The organism is Vibrio navarrensis (assembly GCF_015767675.1).
Lineage (GTDB): Bacteria > Pseudomonadota > Gammaproteobacteria > Enterobacterales > Vibrionaceae > Vibrio.
Window position 1 is genome coordinate 1,699,323 of record NZ_CP065217.1, and the last position, 21,024, is coordinate 1,720,346.

Genomic DNA, 21,024 nt, shown 5'->3' on the forward strand with positions numbered 1-21,024 from the left:
TGAGTCAAACATCAACTTTCCTGCCTAACATAAACTCAGAGCGTAGTGCTGTTGTGTACAAATAAACCTGCTTTTGAGCGCTTTGGATAGCAAGCATTTCGTCACGCGCCACGTTTGCCGACACAAACCAGAATAGACGTAAGGAAAAGAAGTATGCGTAACTACACTGAAAAACACATCAAGTGCCCTCATTGCGGGCATCTTATCGGTATTACATTAGACGCCAGCAATGGCAGTCAAGACTTCTACGATGACTGCCCAGCTTGTTGCCACGCAATCCACCTCAATATGATGGTGGACGAAATGCAAGACACCATTCAACTAACGATAGACGCCGACGACGAGCAGGTTTTCTAAGAGAAGATTACCGCCACATAAACGTGGCGGTGTGTTGTTAAGCCAGACCTTTCGCCGCCAACACGCGTTCAGTGGTATCCACAATCGCTTGGGTCTGTGGGTCAAATTCGATATTCACTCGCTCTCCAACCTTTCTTACGCCAAACAGAGTTCGATTTAATGTCTCTGGGATGAGATGTACAGAAAAACGGTTCTCTGTGACTTCACCGATAGTTAACGAGCTGCCATCCACACCAATAAAACCTTTTTCGAGCACGTATTTCATTTGCTTCTCTGGCAAGCTAAACCAAACGGTGCGGTTATTGGGGCTATCAATCACATCTTCGATCACAGCGGTATTGCTGATATGGCCTGACATGCTGTGTCCACCGATTTCATCACCAAACTTCGCGGCTCGCTCAATATTCACTTTGTCGCCTGGTTGTAAGTCACCCAAGTTGGTCAGTCGTAGGGTTTGCCGCATGAGGTCAAAACTGACCAGTTCACCGTCAATGCGAGTCGCGGTTAAGCAACAGCCATTGTGGGCCACCGATGCACCGATTGTTAACCCTTCTAACATTTCATTGCATAAACGGAGTGTATGAGTCTGAAATTGCTCTTTCTTATCGATGATGACCACTTCTGCCATTCCCTGAACAATGCCTGTAAACATGCTATGCAACCTCTTTTTTCTAGCGCGTAGTTTAAGATTCCATTATTATCCTGGATCAATATTCCGGAGGCTTCAAAAAAATCATACTCATTGTTCTGGCCTACGCTCAACACCAGACAACTTTCCCGAAATGATACCTGTGCTGAATGTTCATCAGCTCAACCACTCCATAGGTTACGTGCCTTTGTCTGCCCCGGAAATGCAGTAAGACCTTATAACATATTTACCTATCTAGTGGAGTAGACGTGCAAAATTACAAGAAAGAAGCATCCAGCCTCGTCAGGCTAGCAACACCAGTACTCATTGCATCCGTTGCACAAACCGGTATGGGTTTTGTCGATACCGTGATGGCCGGGGGCGTGAGTGCAATCGATATGGCAGCCGTCTCCGTTGCGTCAAGCATTTGGTTTCCTTCAATTCTGTTTGGCATTGGACTATTGATGGCCCTGGTCCCAGTTGTTGCTCAGCTCAATGGCGCCGGAAAACGCGACAATGTGCCGTATGAAATCCAGCAAGGCGCAGTAATGGCACTGCTTATCAGTGTGCCTATCATCGCGGTGCTTTTTCAGACTGAACGAATTGTTAGCCTTATGGATGTCGAAGTCGCACTAGCCACCAAAACCGTAGGTTATATCCACGCGGTGATCTTTGCTGTGCCTGCGTTTTTGCTGTTTCAAACACTGCGTAGCTTGACCGACGGGCTTTCTTTGACTAAACCAGCGATGGTCATCGGCTTTTTCGGTTTGCTGCTCAATATTCCGCTCAACTGGATGTTTGTCTACGGCAAACTTGGCGCGCCTGCGCTCGGTGGCGTCGGTTGTGGGGTGGCGACGGCCATTGTCTACTGGATCATGTTCTTCATGTTGCTGCTTTATGTGACGACGTCACAAAGGCTCAAACAGGTGAAGCTATTCCATGTTTGGTATCGCCCTAATCTGAGTGCTCAAATCAAACTCTTTAAACTTGGTTTCCCTGTCGCCGCCGCACTGTTTTTTGAAGTCACTCTTTTTGCCGTTGTGGCGTTGATGGTTGCGCCGCTCGGCTCTGTGGTGGTTGCAGCCCACCAAGTGGCGATCAACTTTTCCTCCTTGCTGTTTATGCTACCAATGAGTATTGGCGCGGCGACCAGCATTCGCGTTGGTCATAAGCTTGGCGAAGCCAGCACTGAAGGCGCGAGAGTGGCTTCCCACGTTGGTCTGATGGTTGGGCTACTCACTGCGGTACTCACGGCGACGGCAACTGTGCTGCTGCGTGAGCCGATTGCATTGCTTTATACCGACAACCAAGCGGTGATCCATCTCGCTATGCAACTACTGCTGTTTTCGGCCATCTATCAATGCACGGATGCGATTCAAGTCATTGCGGCAGGTGCACTTCGTGGCTACAAAGACATGAAGGCCATCTTTAACCGTACGTTTATTGCGTACTGGTTGCTGGGTTTACCAACGGGCTATGTGCTTGGCATTACCGATTGGATTGTTGAACCCATGGGAGCGCAAGGCTTTTGGATTGGTTTCATCGTCGGCCTCTCAGCGGCAGCGTTAATGTTGGGACTACGTCTGCATTGGTTGCACAAGCAAAGTGACGACATACAGCTGCAACTGGTAGGAAAATAGCTATCTACCCAGTTATTGACCCCACTCTTCAAGCCGGCGGATGCCGGCTTTATACTATCTTAAGCGTGGAAGGTTATTGAGGATGACTATGTTGCAGCGTGTTTGCTTACTCTTATTTGCTCTCTTTGTGCTTACTGCCTGCACTGACAATGGCGGTATCGAAGATCGTTTTGTCACCTATGCAGAGCGTCTGGCCAACGTTCTTGAGGTGGATGCGCCAACACCTCCCTCCTCATTTGCCATCACACTTGAGGATAAAAGACGGCTATACAGCGAGCTGCCTCGCTTATCTCTCGGTTTACTGGATAGTTATGAGTTGAGTGATTGTGGCCTTTTTCAAATCGTTGCTGAAAAGAACTCGTCGCTTGGAAAAGTTTGGGATCAGTTCCAAGATTTCGACTATCAACTACGTTTAAGTAATACGCTACGTCACTGCCTGATGTCCGACTCGCTCTCGGCTCGTTTGAGGAAGCAACTGGAAGATCTTGCCAACATCAAACAGGGTCATTTGTCCATCCATTTGCGAAACTTAATCTTGACCAGTGACGCGATGAGAAAGCAGCTCAGTGGTCATCAGTGGTTAATGGAGGGACAACAAAGCCAGTGGAGTGAAATTCATGACGCCTTGTCGATTTTTGCGCAGATAGACGCCGCGGCCAAGGCGGGTGAACCGTTTACTCTGTCAGTCTACCCCTACCAAGAAGTTTTAGAGAGAGCCCCCCTGATTGGTGCTTTGTACTACTCGCTACAACGCTCAACACGTTGGCTGAATCTCACCACTGAGATGCTATCGAAGCATATTTCTTCAATTCACTGCGGCGCTAATCGGGATCAGACTCGTTTTAACTACCTGCGCAACGTTTTTGATGAATACTACATAAAGTCGATTCAAGCGTATAATGCCGACCTTGACGCAGCTTACTATCAATTGAGTAACCATTTGCCCATCATCATTACGTCATTTGAAGAGCAAAACTCGGCATATCGACTCCAAGAAGCTCATCAAGAATTTCGCCAGGCCAATCTACAACACATTCAGTTTTGGCAGCAGCTTTTTCAGCGCTGCCAGAACCCTGTTCAATAGTCCGCGCTTATTGAGTAACACGCTGGCGCAAGTAACGAGCAAACTTAGGAATGCCATTGTGGGTTAGGCCGTTATAACGAAAAGTAATGGTGCTGCCGATCGCTGGTGGCGTTTCGCGTTGCACATCGGTAAACCCGCTACCGATATAAAATTCTGTTCCATCCCCCAGCCGAACCAAAATGGCGCCCATTTTACCCATAAGGCGCCCACTACCGGGCTTATAGCCAATCACCACCGCGTCATCGTCTTGATAACGCTTGAGTTTAAGTAGATCGGAGCTGCGACCCGCTTGGTAGCGGCTGCTGATTTTACGCAGCATTATCCCCTCTCCTTGCTGGTGATCTATTTCATCTAAGTGTGCAAACAGCGCTTGTTCACTTTGTATCGGCAGATGCTCAACGTATTGGATATGTTGAACATCCATTGTCCGAACCAAGTCAGTGATGTGATGGTAACGCTTGCGGTAGTCGCCTGCGGTATGTGGCGAATCAAAAAGCATAAAGCGAATTTGCTGCCATGCTTGGTCTATCGGGCTAGTATCTAACACGGTTTGCTGCACAAGATGAAAGTGACCTCGCCCCGCCCAAAGCTCGCCATCTAACGGATAGTTGGGCAGTGCCTGCACAAACCAGGCTGGTGCGTGAATTTTTTTGCCACTGCGAGTTTGGAGCTGCTCCCCTGTCCAATAGGCACGAATGCCATCCAGTTTTTCGCTGTACCAGTACTCATCGATGTTAATTCCGCTTTGGTAGTTTTCAGCCAGCACAATATCTGCCTCTGGCGGTGGAGAAAGCCCTTCAGCAGAAGTAGCGAAAGTGGCCAATAGGCAGGAAGCTAAGATGGTAAGACGCATCGCATAAATCCTCATAAGTTATCATTTTTCAAGGATCAAATTGGGTGCGAATTGTTCATCTTGGGCAAGTTGAATATATTACTATTGCGAGGCTGATTTTGTAGTTCCGGCTGTGACAAACATCGTATTTCAGTCGCAGGTGCGACATAGCACGTTAAATCGGATTTGAGTTTAGTCTTGCCAAATTTTACGCATTTTCTCTATCGTCTGTACTGGCACTTGATGAACGCTAGCGAACTCTCCTTTGCAAACCAGAACCTCAAGTGGAATGTGATTCTCTTTGGCGTATCGGCGATAGGGTGCTAGTTCCCAGTGGCGTACAAATGTATTACTGACAATCACATGCTGCTGAGCTTGTAAAAGCTCAATGGTACGCGCTAAACACCATTGATGCGCTTCGCTTAGTCTTTGCGGATCGAAGTGATACTCTCCGTTTGCATCGACGAAAAACATATCCGTCTCAATGTGTATCGCCTGATGTTCTCTCGCCAGCTTTTGCGCCAAGGTACTTTTGCCGGAACCCGGTAATCCACGGATTAACGTCAATTTTGCCTTTGTCATTGAAGTAACCTCGTGATGACGCCGATTTGGAAGATAAATAAACTGCTCAGGATTATACATACTTGTGGCAAGAGTTGGCGTTTTGGTTAAGCCTAATCAATTGAACAGAAGTAAAATAATTTAGAACCATGTCACTTTGGCCTGAAAATTGCCCTATTCGTTTCAAAGGATAAATTCGGCGTACTTCGCCCTTTTTAAACAAAGTGTTGCACCAAATTGAAACATAGGAGGCACCAGTATGGGCAGTTTTTGGGATAAAAGATGGCAGATCATTGAAGGTGCGGACAGCTTGTATCAGGTGATCCAGCGTTCACACAAACCAGCGACCAAACGTGAGTTGGCACAGTCGCCCGCTCAGTCTCGCAGCAATCGACAAGCGGTTCACTATACGCCACCAGAAATACGTGAACTGGTGGATGAGATCGTCCGTTATTCCAGCGTTAAAACGGAGCGCAATGCCAGTCGAAAATAATCTTTACTGTTGATTTTTTGCTCATTCACACAAGGAAAATGTGATTTAGGGCGACTCTTTTTTACAATTTGTAGCAAGTTAGCTTGTTATTTCCGTTCAAATCCCAATGATCACAGTATGAGTTAGCAGACCCTCTCTCAGGAGAGGGTTATTCATATTAATTTGATGCACCGCAATGCGAGCCTGCGCCAGTGAATTTTAGTATTACGCTTCCAAACCGAAGCCATTTTCAAAGGTAATTTTTATGTCTGATGCACCAACTACCGTGGAGTATACCGTCGAAACCCTACAACCTGTGGTTGAATCTTCAGGTTCAGTTTGGGGTTATGTTTTAGGGGGTATTGCTGTGGTTGCCCTGCTTGGTTACGTGGTTTACAAAAAAGCCAACACGCCTTCTTTTATTATCAAGCAAATGCGTAAGCGCAATCAGAAAGAGATGAAAAAGCAAGGCATCGAAAGTGCTGAAGCGATGCTCGATCTTGACCAACTACTTAACGCCGTGGAAAGTTACGCGAACGATAAAGGGATGAGCGGAACTCAAATGGTTCAGCTTCTCGCACCACTGAACGATAAAGCGAAAATTAAATCGGCCACGGATCTCTACGGCTCAATGTCTTACATCGCAAAAAGTATCAATAACATTGCGCTGGCAAAAATGTTGGGAAATAAGGCGAAGCAAGTCCGCTCTAGCTCTGCGCTGATGACTGGCCTGCTCAAACGCGCAGGCGTGTAATTAGCAAACTCTCGGCAACTTACTTTCTACTTTGGGGTTTGTCTTTTTAGGCAGACCCCTTTGCTTATTTAGTTTACCAATTCATCGAGTTTCTGCTGAACAAGCAAATTTGTTTGAAAGCGAAAAATATTACGCTTCGCTTGAAGACAAAAGACCGCAAGGGCGATATGCTGCGCTGTAAGAGAGTGAACTGTCTGAAATACAATGGATTTTTGTGCTTTGAATCACACTAGTGGCTTTTCTGCTGTGACAGCGTCGCCAAGCTATCCATACCCGCTTTTTGGTATGATTTTTAAGGAAAAACAATGCCTCCAATGATTGTCGGCCACCGTGGTGTGGCAGGTTCTTATCCAGAAAATACGCGGGCAAGTGTGCAAGCCGCGATTGATCTTGGTCTCAGCTGGGTTGAAGTTGACGTACAGCCGACCAAAGATGGCGTTTTGGTTGTTTGCCACGACCACACGATCGACCGGTGTAGCAACGGTAAAGGCCGCGTCGATGAGCACACGCTGGAAGAATTACAAGATTTAGACTTTGGCGGTTGGTTCGACCCCAAGTTCAATGATGAACCGATCATGACATTAGAATCGCTGTTAAAAATGGCGGCTGAGTACGATTTGGGCTTAAACATTGAAGTCAAAGTCGATCGCCACGAATTGAGTGGAATTGTGCGCAATCTCAAAGAATTGCTTGATGATAGCCCACTCACTACCGACAAAATCTTGCTGTCTAGCTTTAGCCATGAGGTGATTTTGCAGTTACATAAACACTGCCCGGGTTACCGACTGGCCGTGCTAAGTGAACGTTTGTCGCAGCGCGACAGACAAGTGCTGAAAGAAGTCAACGCGTTCAGTTGTAACTTGAACTATCGCTGGATTACAGAAAAACACATTCTCGACTTGCGCCGCGGCGGATATCAGATCTGGTGTTTTACCCTCAACCAGCCGGATAAGTTTCGTTATTTTGACAAAGTCGATGCGATTTTCTCTGATTTCCCTGAACGTTTTACCTCTTAACGCCTTCTGCTCTCGAGAGGTTGTTTCAAAGCTGTTTTAATAACAATGCCCATCAACGTTGGTGGGCATTGTTGTTCACTTCTTATCGAATCAACCTTGTTTGCCGGTTGATTCTCGAATCACTAATTCGCTTTGGTAAACACGATGCTCGACAGGCACAGTTTCCTTGTTGGCGAGCTTGAGAGCACAAAGTGTCGCATCTTTACTTAAGGTAACGATCGGCAGGCTGACTGTTGATAAACTCGGTATCGCATAAGCGGCAGCTGGCTCATTATCGATACCGATTATGGCGATATCGCTAGGCACTTTCTTCCCGTGATCGTACAGTGCGCGAATCGCGCCTAGCGCCATATCATCGTTGCTGGCAAAAACGGCTGTGAACGTTTCAGCTGTTTGGAGTAAATTGTTCATCGCCTCATAACCACCAGCAAGCGTGTTATTACTCTCAATCACCAAATCAGTGCTTACCGCAATACCCTTATCTTGCAACGCTTTTTGATAGCCCTGAAAGCGAATTCTGCCCGTCTCGCTCTGTAATGGCGACGCAATGCAAGCGATTTGTCTGTGTCCAAGTGAAAGCAAGTGTTCCATTGCCAGTGATGTCACCTGCTGCTGATCGAGACCAAAGCTATATAAATGAGGGTTGGTCAAACGCCGATTGAGGATCAATAGCGGTCGTTGTATCTGTTGCTGCAAGCCAACTAGGTCATCCTGCGATAAATGACGGCTATAAAGCAGAACCGCATCACAACGCTGCGCCGCTAATGTGGCGACCGCTTCTTTTTCGCCTTGCTCACTGTTTTTGCTGTTCACGACCAGCAGTTTTTTCCCAGCTTTCTGCGCGCCTTGTTCGGCTTCAAACAAAATCGAACCAAAATAGCTGCTCTCAAAATGCGGCAGCACCAAGCCAATTGAGTTTGTGGTATTGGTAGCGAGCGCCTGCGCCAAACTGTTGGGCTGATAACCGAGCTGCTGCATGGCGGCAAGTACCGCTTCACGCGTTTGTGCTTTGACTTGACCTGTCTCATTCAGCACTCGTGATACCGTGGCTTTGGAGACACCCGCCAATTTACACACGTCGTTTATGGTTGCCATCAACAATCCTTCAAACTGAGTCCGCAAAAATTAAGCGGCGACCCAAAGGCCGCCGACACGATTTAAAGCTTTTCACCGTTACTGGCGATCACTTGTTGATACCAGTAGAAGCTCTTTTTCTTAGCGCGCGCCATGGTGCCACTGCCATCATCGTGTTTATCCACATAGATAAAGCCGTAGCGTTTTTTGTACTCGCCAGTGGTGAACGATACACAGTCGATACAACCCCAAGGGGTGTAACCCATCACTTCAACACCATCATAGTCGATCGCTTGTTTGACTGCCGCGATATGCTCAGAGAGGTAGCGAATTCGGTAATCATCGTTGATTGAACCATCCGCTTCGACGGTGTCCAGCGCGCCGAGGCCATTTTCTACCACAAAAATCGGTTTTTGGTAACGCTCATACAACTCAGAAAGCGCATAACGTAAACCTTGTGGATCAATCTGCCATCCCCAATCAGACGCTGGAAGATACGGGTTTAAGCGGCTGGTTTCAAACAAAGAGGTGGTTTCGCCCTCTTGTTCTGGCGCTGCAGAGACAATGTTGGTCATGTAGTAACTGATGGCGAGATAATCGGCGCAGCCTTGGCGCAGGATCTGCCCATCACCAGCTTGCATCTCAATCTCGATGCCTTTGCGTTGCCACTCTTTGCGCAGATAACTGGGGTAATAGCCACGAACCTGTACGTCACTGAACAGATATTTCTCACGCATCAACTCTTGTGCCAACAACACATCTTCCGGACGTGAGGTGGCAGGATACAGCGGCATCATATGGATCATGCTGCCAATTTTAAAATCCGGATTGATCTCGTGCCCCAGTTTCACCACTAATGCGCTGGCAATAAATTGGTGATGTAGCACTTGGTACATGGCTTGTTCTGGGTGGTCTTGCTCAGCGTAAAGCATACCTGAGTTGCAATAACCAAAGATCGGCAGCTTCCAGTTGCGTTGGTTATTGATTTCATTAAAGGTGATCCAGTATTTCACCTTATGCTGGTAACGGGTCATCACGACTTGCGCAAATTTGGTGAAGTGATCAATCAAATCGCGGTTGAGCCAACTACCATACTGCTTTACCAGATGCAGCGGCATTTCAAAATGTGACAACGTAATGACAGGTTCAATCTTATGCTTTAAAAGCTCATCAAACAGATCATCATAAAACTGTAAACCTGCTTCATTGGGCTCGGCTTCATCGCCATTCGGGAAGATTCGTGTCCATGCAATAGATGTACGGAAGCACTTAAAACCCATTTCAGCAAACAGCGTGATATCTTCTTTATAGTGATGATAAAAATCGACCGCTTGATGGTTTGGGTAAAATTCGCCTTCCATAACCCCATCGGTAATACGGCGTGGTACTTCGTGCGCACCGCGAGTCAGCACATCAACAATGCTCACGCCTTTACCACCTTGATCCCAACCGCCTTCCACTTGATGCGCCGCTACCGCACCACCCCACAAAAAATCGTTAGGAAAAATAGACTTAGCCATAGATGACCTCTCTCACAAAATTGGCGATTCATTTTTAGCCAGTTCAAACTGCTGACACTATAACTTAAACTTTTTTACAATGTAACCGGTTTCTGAAACCGGTTACAAGACAAAATGTCCGCAATATGACCATGGTCAATGTTACCTATCACAAGTATCGGCAATTCTAATTAGTCTTAGTGGGGATCCGTGTCTAGACTCTAAACGTCAACACAGTATCTCAACTCATTCGAATACAAGCTGATTTTCTGCTTTCGAGTGATGAAATTCATCAAAGAATCCCCAGACACTTGGGGTTGTCGCAAAACGGCCAACTATGCACCTACACCAATATGAGTGCGGGTCTCATGAAAATGGCCAACACGCAGCAACTTTCAACTGAAAGGGAATAATGCGAAGCAAGGAGTAATCAATGGAGCACAATAAAGCGGGTTCAAGCGGTCAATGCCCAGTCATGCACGGCGGTGCAACGTCAGCGGGTATATCAAATATGGATTGGTGGCCTAAAGCGCTAAACTTAGACATCCTTCATCAGCATGACAGCAAAACCAATCCACTTGGTGCTGATTTTAATTATCGCGAAGAGCTGAAAAAGCTTGATGTAGAAGCGCTAAAGCGCGATCTTAAAGCGTTAATGACCAATAGCCAAGAGTGGTGGCCTGCCGACTGGGGACATTACGGCGGTTTGATGATTCGTATGGCATGGCACTCTGCGGGTACCTACCGTATTGCCGATGGTCGTGGCGGCGGCGGTACCGGTAACCAACGTTTTGCCCCACTGAACTCATGGCCAGATAACGCCAACTTAGATAAAGCACGCCGTTTGCTGTGGCCTATCAAACAAAAGTACGGTAACAAAATCAGCTGGGCGGATTTGATGATCCTCGCGGGGAACATGGCTTATGAATCGATGGGCCTCAAAACCTTTGGTTTTGCCTTTGGCCGCGAAGACATCTGGCACCCAGAAAAAGACATTTACTGGGGTTCGGAAAAAGAGTGGCTTGCCAAATCTGGCGGTGAAAATAGCCGTTACTCTGGTCAGCGCGATCTCGAAAACCCACTTGCTGCCGTCATGATGGGGCTTATCTACGTCAACCCAGAAGGTGTGGATGGAAACCCAGATCCACTCAAAACGGCGCAAGATATGCGTGTCACTTTTGCTCGCATGGCAATGAATGACGAAGAGACCGTTGCTCTGACGGCTGGCGGCCATACGGTGGGTAAAGCGCACGGTAATGGTAACGCTGCCAATCTTGGCCCAGATCCAGAAGGCGCTGAACTGCACGAACAAGGCTTAGGTTGGAACAACCACACCAGCCGTGGGATTGGCCGAAACACCGTCACCAGTGGTATTGAAGGTGCATGGACCACTCACCCAACCCGTTGGGATAACGAATATTTCTACTTGCTACTCAGCTATGAATGGCAGCTCACTAAGAGCCCAGCCGGCGCATGGCAATGGGAACCTGTCAACATCAAAGAGGAAGACAAGCCGGTTGATGTGGAAGACCCAAGTATTCGCTACAACCCAATGATGACCGATGCCGATATGGCTCTGAAAATCGATCCTGAATATCGCAAGATTTCAGAGCGCTTCTACAAAGATCCCGCTTACTTCTCAGAAGTGTTTGCGCGAGCTTGGTTTAAGCTCACTCACCGCGATATGGGACCGAAAGCGCGCTACTTTGGCCCAGATGTTCCGGCAGAAGATTTGATCTGGCAAGACCCTGTTCCAGCAGGTCGTAAAGACTATGATGTGAATGCGGTGAAAGCAAAAATTGCTGCGAGCGGTCTAAGCATCAGTGAAATGGTCAGCACCGCTTGGGATAGCGCTCGTACTTTCCGTGGCTCCGATAAACGTGGTGGTGCCAACGGGGCGCGTATTCGTCTCGCTCCTCAAAAAGATTGGGAAGGCAACGAACCTACGCGCCTTGGTAAAGTGCTGGCGGTATTAGAGAAAATTGCCGCTGAATCAGGCATCAGTATCGCCGATACGATTGTTCTGGCAGGTAATGTAGGTATTGAACAAGCGGCCAAAGCCGCGGGCATCAATGTGACCGTACCATTCGCATCGGGACGCGGTGATGCCACACTGGAACAAACCGATGTCGATTCATTTGAAGTGCTTGAGCCTCTCGCGGATGGCTTCCGTAACTGGCAGAAAAAACATTATGTAGTCACACCGGAAGAAATGTTGCTCGACAAAGCGCAACTGCTGCGCCTCACCGCTCCAGAAATGACGGTGCTAATTGGTGGCATGCGTGTGCTTGGCACTAACTACGGTGGCAACCAACACGGTGTGTTTACCGACCGCGTGGGTGCGTTGACCAACGATTTCTTCGTTAACCTCACCGACATGAGTTACACCTGGAAACCAACTGGTCGCAACTCTTACGAGATTGTTGAACGTAACAGCGGCAAAGTGAAGTGGACAGCCACTCGTGTTGATCTGGTGTTTGGTTCTAACTCCATCCTACGTGCTTATGCCGAAGTGTACGCACAGGACGACAACAAAGAAAAATTCGTCAAAGACTTTGTTGCCGCATGGACCAAAGTAATGAATGCCGATCGATTTGATTTGTGCTGAAACAAACCTTTATAGAGCAATTCTCCTCACCTGAGTAATGCTCATCGTTTTAGGTAATTGAACGATCCTGAGCAGGCCTCATAATCGGTCTCAACATTGTTGAGGCCGATTTTTTTATGGTTTGCCGAGCATGGCGTTGAGATCTACTAGGAGGTGAAAGTCCTCTAAGGGCTTAGTCGAGCGAGAACCATTAGCCTATGTAAGGGGTTCACCGTTAGGTTGAATCTGAAGGAATCAAATGGCAAAACTTGGTTGTGACGAACAGAAATCTGAGCAGGGAAAAATCATGAACATTCCCGTAAATAAAGGCTTCCCAGAACCTTCAAAAGGTACTCGGGATCCATCGCGCACATCGCTCTTTTGTGTTTAATACTCGCTTTTAGCGTCGTTTCACTTTTGAGCATGTTTAAACACATCTGTCTGATCCTTGCGAAATTCTCTGCTCGTTCTTCCGCTCGTTTACGGCAAGCATCCTCACCAAATTCAGTATCCAACATCCAATGCATCGACTCGACTAACCAGTGCGAGCGTGAAGCATTTAACAATTCTTTAGCACTGAGCGCTTTCGAACTAATATAATATCGCACCGTTACTTCTGACTCTTGGGCCACTGCTGATTCTTGACGAATGGAGACCACAATTCCCATCGTTTTAAGCCCTGGCCAATCCAATTCAAGATCGCCCAAAACTCTTAAATCTTCATTCACTAAGGCCAATCGTGTTTCCTGGCGACCACGCGATTTTTCCTGAGTACTGTAAGAATCACCATCATGCTTTTGTAGCATACTCATATCAAAATAGTTATCAAAAGCCTCCTCTAGTCGGCCTTGATTTCCTTTCACAGCCAGCAAGTAATCTGCGTTCTTTTCAAGGATCTTTTGCGCGATTTTCTTTTGGCAACCCATCGCATCAATTGCGACTAAAAAACCTGATATATCAAGCAGTTGAAGCAACTCAGGGATAGCGGTTATCTCATTGTACTTCTCGTAAACTTTATGTTGTCCAAGGCACACGCCATTCTCTGTAGCAAACGCATTAACCATATGGATCGCACCAAGCCCACGGGAATCATCATAAGACCCTCGAACGGTTTTACCGTCTATCGCTATCACCTCACCATCAGTGAGCTCACAGCATGATTTCATCCATTCGATAAAACACTTTTGTAAGCGTGTCGCATTAATCATTCCCATCACTCGAGCTATGGTAATAGCAGAGGGAACACCATGACTAAAATCACCAAAGCGTTTGAGAAAATCTAACCATCTTGTGCCATAAAGATGAATGGCTTTCCAATCATCCTGTCCGGAAAGTACTGCACAGATTGTTAACAAAATGATATCCGTTAACTTGTGTTCGACTTTGCCTTGTTGACGGTAATCTGGGATGACATCGAAATGCATAAATGGGTGCTGGTTACTCATCGTTTGACCTCCAATTTGTCTATGGAGGTATTATACCAATATAAGTAAAAATGTGATCTAATTGAGGCCATTCAACGATAAAACTTATTCGCTATGGACAGTCTCAATAATATCGACTTTAAAAAGCTCGCAAGCCAGCAGAAATCTATTCAGATGAAAATGAGATTGCTGGCCCTCGCTCATTTCAAAGAGGGACACTCTCGCACCCAAATCGCCAAGTTTCTTATGGTGAGCCGAACCAGTGTTAATAAGTGGGTTCACACTTTTCTTGAAGAAGGATTAGAAGGGCTGAAGGAAAAGCCAAGAACGGGACGACCCCCCTTCTTAACTTTTGAGCAAAGAGAGCAGTTGAGCCAATACATAAAAGATAAAGCCAATGATACACAAGGCGGACGACTGACTGGGGCCGACATCCACGCTTATATCGTGAAAGAATTTGGCCAGCACTACCACCCTGACTCTATCTATTACCTGCTCGAGCACATGGGCTTGTCATGGATAACTTCCCGCTCAAAACACCCCAAGCAATCTCAAGAAGTCCAAGACGATTTTAAAAAAAATTCAAAATTGAAACGATCCTGAAGATCCCAGGACATATCGCTTTAGAGCATGTGGATGTCTGGTTTCAAGATGAAGCCAGATTTGGGCAACAAAACACGACGACACGGTTATGGGCAGAGAAAGGAACACGTCCCAGAGCCGTGAAGCAACAACAATTTGAATATGCGTATCTGTTTGGCTCTGTCTGTCCCGCGAGAGGGATTGGCGAAGCGATGATCGTTCCTTGGGTTAATAAAGAGATCATGATCGAGCATTTAAAGCAAATATCGGCTGTCACAGAGAAAGGGCGTCATGCCTTCATCATTATGGATGGGGCGAGTTGGCATACCAATGACATTGCAGAACCGTTTAGCAATGTCAGTATCATCAAGCTCCGTATCCGCCCCATGAACCCACGGGGCGATATTGTTAGTGTTTGAAGTTCCAAGGCAGGAGTGCATCGATATCAGGTTCCGCTTTCGCTAACTCCTGCATGCACTTGACCATGTAGTCGTAAAGGATAAGGCCGTTGGCTTTCGCTGTCTCGACGATACTGTAAAGCATCGCGCTCGCTTCCGCCCCGTTAGGGTTGGTCGAGAAGAGCCAGTTCTTTCTCCCAATAACCAGCGGTTTTATTGCGCGTTCAGCTCGGTTGTTGTCTATCGATAAGTGACCGTCATCGATATAGCGGGTGAGCTTCGGCCATTGGCCGAGCGTGTATTTTATCGCTTTACCCAGCGGGCTAGACTCAAGCACTTTCTGAGTTGTCATCCATTCATAAAGCTCATCCAGTATCGGCTTAGCATGCTCTTGGCGCTCTGCTTTTCGTTTTTCCGCAGACTCACCTTTTAAGCGTGATTCTATTCCATAAAGCTTCTGGATTTTGGCCAGCGCTTTATCCGCTTTACCTGACTTGCCTTTGCCTTGAAGCTTCTTCGCCTCCATGAACTTGCGCCGAGCATGCGCGAAGCAACCGACATTGGTGACGAGATGAAGCCCATCATAAACACCATAGCCATCGGTTTGTAGATAACCACTGTAATCCCCCAAGAAGGCAACAGGGCACGCCCTAGCTCGACTGTTTTGATAGTCGTACAAGACGATATTTCTCACATTAGGGAGGGCGGCATCTGGCGAGTCTGCGCCCGAGCAGTAAAGCCACATATAACACTGTTTATCTTCTTTGAGGACATTGAGCGGCGTTTCATCCGCCTGAATCACCACTTGCTCAAGTAGGTGCGTTTTTAAGGCCGCGTAAAGTGGAGCGAACTTCTCACTGACTTGGATAATCCACCTTGCCATGGTGGTTCGTGAGAGTTCGATACCCGACTGGGTAAACAGGGATTCTTGACGGTAAAGTGGCATCGCGTATTGGTATTTGCCGAGGATGATATTGGCCAGCAAGCTTTCTGTCGCGAAGCTCTTAGGGATAATGCTTTGCAGCGCTGGCTTTTGAACAACGTGGTTTTTGTCTTCTGTTTGCTCGCATTGGCGGCAAGCATATTTAGGACGAACATATTCCAACACTTTGAGTACCGCTGGCGTGAACTCAAGTTTCTCGCTACGGTCTTCACCGATTTTATGCAGACTATGTTGGCAGCAAGTGCACTGCTTTTCATCGTCGTCTAAATCGAGTTCGATAACTTCACGAGGCAAGCTCTTTGGCAGTGGTCTGCGTTTACCGCGTTTCTTCGTTGTGATGGTCGTTGTGACAACGTCAACCTCTTCTTCTTTAGCAGCTTCACACTCCGCTTCGTTGAAGAGGTCACCTTGGGATTCATTGTAAGGCTTTAACGCCTCCGAGCGTTTAGCGAACTGACGGTCGAAGGCAAGTTTAAGCTGTTCAAGCAGCGATTGGCGCTCTTGTTTCAATTGGGTTTCTGACGCCAACAGCGCTTTCACCATCGCTTGTAGCTCGGCAACATCTTGGCTTTCTGGGCTGATATTTGGCGTCTTTTTCATGGCATTGATGATACTAAAATCATGCCGTTAATGCTTGGTAGATAAGACTTTATTATCGCTTAAGTCATTGTAAAATCGTTTATTCTAACGGGTTTATGGCCGATAATCGTGAAGCCAGAAAGCAGTCTATCAAGTTCGAATTGAGTTAAGGTAAACACGTCGTTTTGCTCTTTTGATGGCCACTTGTACTTGGCTTTTTCAAGGCGTTTGTACCAAAGAGCAAAGCCCGTTTTATGGTGAGTAGGCCAGAGGAATTTCACCTCTAGCCTCTCGCAGAACCGTACGTGATACTCTCATATCATACGGCTCCCATTACCCAATCGTTGATCTTCAAAATAATGCCAGTGGATAAATAAACAAGGACGACTTTGCGCCACATGCCTTAACCACTGCGCACTTTTCCGTTTATGGCCTGCAAGGCGTTTGTATTTTCGCCTCGCCCAGCGCCCTAATCTGAGTTCCAGATAGTCCGCTAGTTTGCGCATTTGAGTAGGATAAAAAAATCCATAATATTGGAACCACCCCCGTATTATTGGGTTATATAAACGTGATAGCTCTTCCAACGTCGAAGGTGTCCTTATTGACAGACGCCATGATCTAATACGTGACCGCATGGACTTTAGCGCTTCGTTGCTCACCGCAGGTAAAAAGCTAGTAAACAAATTACCTTCCTTATTGCTCGCTTTTCTTGGTCTGAAAGTAAAACCTAGAAAAGTGAATTGCGTTGTTGGGTAATCAAGCGAACGATTACTGTCCTTGCAGTACACGATCTTTGACTTCGTTGGATGTAGAGTAAGCTTACACTCCTTCAAGCGCTTTCCAATCGCTCGTAGCAAATACTCTGCTTGTGCTTTGGAATGACAATGGACAACAGCGTCATCTGCGTACCTAGCAAATGGACATTTTGGAGAAGTTTTACTTATCCAAGTGTCAAACGCATAGTGCATAAACAGATTCATCAGTAACGGACTGATCACCCCGCCTTGGGGAGTACCCTGAGTACGAGGTTCTAGGACGTTGTCAACATTGAGTGTTGCCGCTTTTAACCATCTTTCGATGTACAGTAAAGCCCACTTAATCTTTACATGATGACGCACAGCCTTCATCAGAAGCTCATGATCGATATTGTCGAATGCGCCTTTGATATCAAACTCAACGACCCAGTCCATTCGCCAACACCGCAGTCGAGTTTTATCTACCGCTTGCAGTGCCGATTTCCCTGGTCGATAACCGTAAGAATCAGGATGGAAGCATCTGTCTATTTCGGGTTCTATTTGCATCTTGACCACCATCTGAGCGATGCGATCAGACACAGTAGGGACTCCCAGACTCCTTGTGCCACCATCCTTCTTAGGTATATTTACCTGCTGAACAGGTGGTGGCATGTAGGAGCCTGACGACATACGATTCTATATCTTGTAGAGATTTCCTTTCAGGTTTCGCTCAAATGCAGACAAAGAGATTTTGTCTACACCAGCTGCGCCTTTATTAGCTTTTACACGCTGATATGCCCTCCAAACGAGTTGTTTTGAAATATCAAACGATTTTGTTGATGCCATCTGGCTCCTCCCTAACATTGCTAGGTTGACTGAATTTCATCAACTGGATAATGCTGCCCCTTCGCTCCTCATCCATTACAGATGACTCATCACTACTACGAGCAGCTCCGTCCCTGTATTTGATATCGGTATTCTTCCTCATGGTATTTGCCATTTGTCATTTCCCTTAACACTCAAATCCAGGTTCCCACGTTCCATGCTACCGCCTAAATCAAGCTCATGCCGCCTATACACCGATTGCCGCTGAAACAGTAAGTAGGTTTCCTTTCAGCTAATCCTAGGGTTACTGGGCGCCCCTAGTTTTGACAATGCTTAATCCTTAACGATGCGTCATCGGACGGTTTGCTTTCGCTCATCTTCTTGATTCATACCTGATATCTTATTGATACCTTTTCCAAAGTCGCTCACTACCATACCTCTTAAATACAGCAGCACTTGGCGGTTTGAAACCGACCCCTACAGGCAGATTTCGGGAGGCCATCTCCCATCAGTAGCACAGCTCCAAAAGGACTTAGCCTTTTGTTCGTGGCACACCCCAGTACAACACTTTGATTTTGTCGCGTTGTTTGTTGGTGAATAGGAACAGTGCGCCGCTGCCCAAGGGCAAGTCGGTGTCATTTTCGATCATCGCAGCGAGGCCGTTGATGGACTTTCTAAAATCGACGCTTTCGCGATAGAGATAGATTTCGGGAGCACTGAGCATACGTTTCATGACAGCGCACCGATAAGTTCTGCAAGATAGGTCGCTGGCGTGCCTTGTGGGATGCTCAGTTCAACACTGTTTACAAGTAGTGTCATGTTGGCAACGACAGCGTGAATGGCTTGATACTTTGTGGTCTTTTCAACGACTTCTGCTCGGACAAAGCCTAGAGATACGTCAGTTTTATTGAGTTGCTGACGCTTGGCATAGAATGTTGAGGAGAAGTGGACTTTTACAGAAATTCACATGCTCGGAACAGGGCAACCATTTTGTTTTGTTAACTTCTAGATGAATAGTTGAGTTTCTGTCTTGGGACCACTTCTCACCACAGGGCAAGATCATGAACATTTCTTGTACAACGCAAGGTTAAATTTGACCTGAAGCACGGTCTGTGATCTTATGCTCTTCTTTTGGGGAGCGACCATGAATATTAATACCATCAAAGCGCATTTCAGTATCATCCGTGACAAACGGCAAAGTGCAAAAGTTGATTATCCTCTGTTTGATATTTTGTTTGGGTCTATCTGTGCCGTGATAGCCGGAGGTCAAGGCTGGACTGACATTCGTGAATATGTTCTTGGCCACCATGAGTGGTTTCTTAAACAGGGGCTGTTTGAAAACGGTGTGCCTGTCGACGATACCTTTGCTCGTTTGATTGCAAATATTGATCCTGCCGAGTTTCGCGACTGCTTCCTGGGTTGGATGAATGCGGTACATACCATGACGTTTGGTGAGGTGGTTGCCATTGATGGCAAGACTTTGCGCGGCTCCTACGATAGAGACGACAGGCAAAGCACCATCCATATGGTGAGCGCCTATGCAAGTGCTAACCAAATGGTACTGGGTCAACTCAAAACCAACAATAAAAGCAATGAAATTACCGCGATTCCAGAGCTTATTAAGATGCTCGACTTGCGAGGAGCTATCGTGACGATTGATGCGATGGCCTGCCAGACCAAGATTGCCAAGGCGATCACTAGCAAGGGCGGTGATTACTTGTTGGCAGTAAAGGGGAATCAAGGCAAGTTGTCGGCAGCCATACAGACAGCCTTCGCCCCACACCGCCGTGCCCCAATTGACAAAACCACCTATCAAATCGAGAAACAAAAAGGCCGCGTTGAAGCACGTACTTGCCATGTACTCAAGGCTAGTGAGTTAGAGGGTGACTTCTCAACGTGGAGCGGACTCGCCAGTATTGTCATGGTTGAAAATTACCGAGTAGCCAAAGGTAAAGCGCCAAAGTTGGAGTACCGCTACTACATAAGTTCAGCAGACCTGACCGCGGAGCAGGCAGGAAATGCCATTCGAGCCCACTGGGGCATAGAGTCAATGCACTGGATTTTAGATGTGAGCATGCGAGAAGACGCTTGTCAGATTTACCGACAAAACGCGGCTGAAAATTTGGCAGGTTTAAGACACATGGCACTTAACATGCTAAGAGCTGAGCCAAGCAAAATTAGTGTGCCAATGAAGCAGAAACGTTGCATGATGAACCCCGGCTTCTTGGAGCAAGTCTTAGTTGCTGGATTTAAGTCAATGACTAAATTCTAACCATTCATGCGGACGCCCTGGCACGATTAGAACGAAACAGAAAACTTTCATGCCCGTCCGTGACCGCTGTCCCTGGTATATGTCCCTTTTTTATGCCTACAACATCGGCGACCAATAGCTGAACAAAGAACAGCATCCCTGATAAACCAAGCACCAAAACACTTGTGCCATATTGAGCAACCAACTCCATTCGATAGACTCCAATATCTATTATTTCGTAAGCCCTAACGCCCGGTTAAGGGGCAGCCAACGCCATTACCAAGCTTCCGCATAACACCGTAACCACAAAAACTAACGCATGGTAAAAATGCCGCGCGTTGGCTGTCCCTCTTGAACCGTTTGTTATGCTTAAGCTTCAATGACTTACGTTGTACCAAAACCAAGATCAACTCAGCTTTGATTCACAAACAAAACCCAAAAACCAAAAAACTGAAATGACTCATGATTTTGAAAATCAGACTTTGAACTTTGACCGCTAATACTAAACAAACCTAAGATCAGATTGCTTATTGAGCCAACCGCCTCAACCTCGCGCTTGCCCGAAAATTGATTGAGGCAATTCGCTGAATTTCCAGCGCCAAAGAATAATTGTCCAGAAAACCGCGCCCACTGAAGCCAACTTGCCGAGAAACACCAAACTAAAGAGCCAAGGGAACAAAGAACAATCATAAACCACTGACTTTTGGTGATTAAGCATAACGCCGCATTAAGGGGCGAACAACGCACAAAAGCACTTAATGCATAGCACATTCATCACAAAAAC

General features: G+C 46.8%; 21 protein-coding genes and 1 pseudogene. 10 read left to right on the plus strand and 12 right to left on the minus strand.

Annotated features, from left to right (window positions below; translation table 11 throughout):
• Positions 1-153 precede the first annotated feature (153 nt).
• Positions 154-357, plus strand: a complete 204-nt coding sequence (locus I3X05_RS07790; protein ID WP_039426480.1) for a CPXCG motif-containing cysteine-rich protein — start codon at positions 154-156, stop codon at positions 355-357.
• Between the two features lie 37 nt (positions 358-394).
• Here the strand turns inward: I3X05_RS07790 and I3X05_RS07795 are convergent, their stop codons facing one another.
• Positions 395-1,009, minus strand: a complete 615-nt coding sequence (locus I3X05_RS07795) for a riboflavin synthase (RefSeq protein ID WP_045570313.1) — start codon at positions 1,007-1,009, stop codon at positions 395-397.
• A 245-nt stretch (positions 1,010-1,254) separates the two neighbouring features.
• Between I3X05_RS07795 and I3X05_RS07800 the strand changes: the two genes are divergently transcribed.
• Both I3X05_RS07800 and I3X05_RS07805 read left to right on the plus strand, forming a co-directional pair.
• Positions 1,255-2,625 (plus strand): MATE family efflux transporter, encoded by a 1,371-nt coding sequence (locus tag I3X05_RS07800; RefSeq protein ID WP_193157994.1) that lies wholly within the window; start codon positions 1,255-1,257, stop codon positions 2,623-2,625.
• Between the two features lie 82 nt (positions 2,626-2,707).
• Positions 2,708-3,709, plus strand: a complete 1,002-nt coding sequence (locus I3X05_RS07805; protein ID WP_337971125.1) for a DUF3080 family protein — start codon at positions 2,708-2,710, stop codon at positions 3,707-3,709.
• A 7-nt stretch (positions 3,710-3,716) separates the two neighbouring features.
• Here the strand turns inward: I3X05_RS07805 and I3X05_RS07810 are convergent, their stop codons facing one another.
• Positions 3,717-4,562, minus strand: coding sequence for a DNA ligase (locus tag I3X05_RS07810; RefSeq protein ID WP_337971126.1), 846 nt, complete (start codon positions 4,560-4,562; stop codon positions 3,717-3,719).
• 171 nt (positions 4,563-4,733) lie between these two features.
• The gene (locus tag I3X05_RS07815; RefSeq protein WP_337971127.1) at positions 4,734-5,123 is read right to left on the minus strand and encodes an AAA family ATPase; all 390 of its coding nucleotides are present in this window, start codon (positions 5,121-5,123) and stop codon (positions 4,734-4,736) included.
• A gap of 238 nt (positions 5,124-5,361) precedes the next feature.
• On the opposite strand from I3X05_RS07815, the gene I3X05_RS07820 reads away from it, so the two are divergent.
• From I3X05_RS07820 to I3X05_RS07830, 3 genes are all read left to right on the plus strand, one after another.
• On the plus strand, positions 5,362-5,595 hold the full coding sequence (locus I3X05_RS07820) for a hypothetical protein (RefSeq protein WP_045570308.1): 234 nt from the start codon (positions 5,362-5,364) through the stop codon (positions 5,593-5,595).
• Positions 5,596-5,839: 244 nt separating this feature from the next.
• Complete coding sequence (locus I3X05_RS07825; protein WP_045570307.1) at positions 5,840-6,328, plus strand: hypothetical protein; 489 nt, start codon at positions 5,840-5,842, stop codon at positions 6,326-6,328.
• 305 nt (positions 6,329-6,633) lie between these two features.
• On the plus strand, positions 6,634-7,344 hold the full coding sequence (locus tag I3X05_RS07830) for a glycerophosphoryl diester phosphodiesterase (protein WP_045570306.1): 711 nt from the start codon (positions 6,634-6,636) through the stop codon (positions 7,342-7,344).
• Positions 7,345-7,434: 90 nt separating this feature from the next.
• Here the strand turns inward: I3X05_RS07830 and I3X05_RS07835 are convergent, their stop codons facing one another.
• Complete coding sequence (locus tag I3X05_RS07835) at positions 7,435-8,439, minus strand: LacI family DNA-binding transcriptional regulator (protein ID WP_337971128.1); 1,005 nt, start codon at positions 8,437-8,439, stop codon at positions 7,435-7,437.
• A gap of 62 nt (positions 8,440-8,501) precedes the next feature.
• A complete protein-coding gene (locus I3X05_RS07840; RefSeq protein ID WP_337971129.1) occupies positions 8,502-9,938 on the minus strand; it encodes a 6-phospho-beta-glucosidase in 1,437 nt (478 codons plus the stop codon).
• 412 nt (positions 9,939-10,350) lie between these two features.
• On the opposite strand from I3X05_RS07840, the gene katG reads away from it, so the two are divergent.
• Positions 10,351-12,525: a catalase/peroxidase HPI gene (katG, locus tag I3X05_RS07845; RefSeq protein WP_337971130.1), complete on the plus strand. Its 2,175-nt coding sequence runs from the start codon at positions 10,351-10,353 to the stop codon at positions 12,523-12,525.
• Between the two features lie 284 nt (positions 12,526-12,809).
• On the opposite strand, the gene I3X05_RS07850 is transcribed toward katG, so the two are convergent.
• Positions 12,810-13,949 carry an ISAs1 family transposase gene (locus I3X05_RS07850; protein WP_337971131.1) on the minus strand — a complete coding sequence of 380 codons (1,140 nt, stop codon included), beginning with the start codon at positions 13,947-13,949 and terminating at the stop codon, positions 12,810-12,812.
• Positions 13,950-14,042: 93 nt separating this feature from the next.
• Between I3X05_RS07850 and I3X05_RS07855 the strand changes: the two genes are divergently transcribed.
• The gene (locus I3X05_RS07855; protein WP_193158308.1) at positions 14,043-14,531 is read left to right on the plus strand and encodes an IS630 family transposase; all 489 of its coding nucleotides are present in this window, start codon (positions 14,043-14,045) and stop codon (positions 14,529-14,531) included.
• 29 nt (positions 14,532-14,560) lie between these two features.
• Complete coding sequence (locus tag I3X05_RS07860) at positions 14,561-14,929, plus strand: transposase (RefSeq protein ID WP_337971132.1); 369 nt, start codon at positions 14,561-14,563, stop codon at positions 14,927-14,929.
• On the opposite strand, the gene tnpC is transcribed toward I3X05_RS07860, so the two are convergent.
• The 6 genes and pseudogenes from tnpC to I3X05_RS07890 all read right to left on the minus strand — a co-directional run.
• Positions 14,919-16,451: an IS66 family transposase gene (gene tnpC / locus I3X05_RS07865; protein ID WP_337971133.1), complete on the minus strand. Its 1,533-nt coding sequence runs from the start codon at positions 16,449-16,451 to the stop codon at positions 14,919-14,921. The two genes, I3X05_RS07860 and tnpC, sit on opposite strands and share 11 nt — an antisense overlap.
• A gap of 59 nt (positions 16,452-16,510) precedes the next feature.
• Positions 16,511-16,711, minus strand: coding sequence for an IS66 family insertion sequence element accessory protein TnpB (gene tnpB / locus I3X05_RS07870; RefSeq protein WP_139046257.1), 201 nt, complete (start codon positions 16,709-16,711; stop codon positions 16,511-16,513).
• Positions 16,712-16,744: 33 nt separating this feature from the next.
• Complete coding sequence (gene ltrA, locus I3X05_RS07875; RefSeq protein ID WP_337971134.1) at positions 16,745-17,854, minus strand: group II intron reverse transcriptase/maturase; 1,110 nt, start codon at positions 17,852-17,854, stop codon at positions 16,745-16,747.
• 6 nt (positions 17,855-17,860) lie between these two features.
• Positions 17,861-18,010 carry a hypothetical protein gene (locus tag I3X05_RS07880; RefSeq protein WP_226972604.1) on the minus strand — a complete coding sequence of 50 codons (150 nt, stop codon included), beginning with the start codon at positions 18,008-18,010 and terminating at the stop codon, positions 17,861-17,863.
• Between the two features lie 511 nt (positions 18,011-18,521).
• Positions 18,522-18,722 (minus strand): IS66 family insertion sequence element accessory protein TnpB, encoded by a 201-nt coding sequence (gene tnpB / locus I3X05_RS07885; protein ID WP_197541328.1) that lies wholly within the window; start codon positions 18,720-18,722, stop codon positions 18,522-18,524.
• Positions 18,719-18,928, minus strand: a pseudogene (locus I3X05_RS07890) (IS66 family insertion sequence element accessory protein TnpA); the annotation flags it as partial. The pseudogene I3X05_RS07890 and the gene tnpB (I3X05_RS07885), both read right to left, overlap by 4 nt.
• A gap of 205 nt (positions 18,929-19,133) precedes the next feature.
• On the opposite strand from I3X05_RS07890, the gene I3X05_RS07895 reads away from it, so the two are divergent.
• Entirely contained in the window at positions 19,134-20,261 is a 1,128-nt protein-coding gene (locus I3X05_RS07895) for an ISAs1 family transposase (RefSeq protein WP_337971135.1), read from the plus strand.
• Positions 20,262-21,024: the final 763 nt, after the last annotated feature.